Here is a 1,123-nt window from a genome sequence, read left to right as displayed (position 1 = left end):
GTCAGTGACGTCAGGATCGCCTGCTCGTCGCGATCGAGACCGCTGGTCGACCGGCCCGTCCGCAGCGAGTCCAAGAGCGCCTGCTCCTCCCGCGTCAGGTCCGTCATGTGCCTCCCATCCGTAAAAGTCCTGGTAGGAGGGTAATCCTCGAGATCAGTGAAGGCGAACAAGTGTTCGGCGTGTCGCGACGAACGTCAATCCTGTAGGCCGAGTGGTTCGTGAAACAGGACGACCCTCGCGCCGTCGTCAAGGTCCAGGCCCTCGAGACGTCAGGGCGGAAACGTACGCCAAGGGGAAACCGTTCGGTCCGCGTGATCGGGAGCAGGACCTGCGACACGTGTAGCGCGATCCTGTATAGCGCTATAGGGGATCCGGCGAACAGAGTGGGTCCGAGCGGATCGCTCGTCCCCACCCCCTCGTCACCGCCGACGCGGCGCGAGGACGACAGCAAGCACAATCAACGCCAACACGATGATCGGTTCTGCTGCCATGGGCATCACCTCCCGGGACCAGGGGAGCGGCGAGACGCCGCTCGACGCTGGGAGGCCCGGCGGGAGTCGTGCCCGTCAGTGGCTGTCCAGTTGTGTCCGCCATCATGCCGGACGCCCCCAGCACCTCCCGCGCCGGGCCGGCACGGCCGGTGCGGGAGGTCGACCGGGACGCCTGAGCGCGCGTATCTTCTCCGGCTACCGGCCGCCGAGCATGGTGGCGGTCGCGAGGGTCAGGGCGAACGTGCCGGCGAACGCGGCCCCGCCGGCACGCGCGGCACCGGCCAGGCTGGCGCCGTCGACGCGGGCGAGGATCCCGGCGACCAGTGCCGCGACGACGGAAACGGCGGCGCACAGCGCCACCACCAGGATCGTGACCACACGTGGGTCGACAGCCACCGCGGTTCTCCTTCGGACACATCACCCCATTTGGGTGATGGTCACGACCTGCGGTGTCCGCTTCGCTTTCTACCGATTTCAGCCCATGAGGGCAAATCTATCAACGATAGTTACGCTTTGTCGCCACACGCTGTGTGACGGCGACGGTGGAGGATCATTGATGTGTGACCGGCCCCGGTAGATGGCAGGGATCCGGCCGCGCTGCGTGGCAGGGTCCGGCGTAGTGGGGTCCGAGG

The 1,123-nt window shown here is 67.1% G+C and carries 1 protein-coding gene; it reads right to left on the bottom strand.

Going from position 1 to position 1,123, the window contains the following annotated elements:
• Window positions 1-686 precede the first annotated feature (686 nt).
• The gene (locus AC5LUJ_RS17180) at window positions 687-887 is read right to left on the bottom strand and encodes a hypothetical protein (RefSeq protein ID WP_493465284.1); all 201 of its coding nucleotides are present in this window, start codon (window positions 885-887) and stop codon (window positions 687-689) included.
• Window positions 888-1,123: the final 236 nt, after the last annotated feature.

This window comes from Protofrankia sp. CiP1_Cm_nod3, assembly GCF_982290655.1.
Note: the sequence above shows the minus strand (reverse complement) of the source record. Positions and strands in the feature narration are given on the sequence as shown.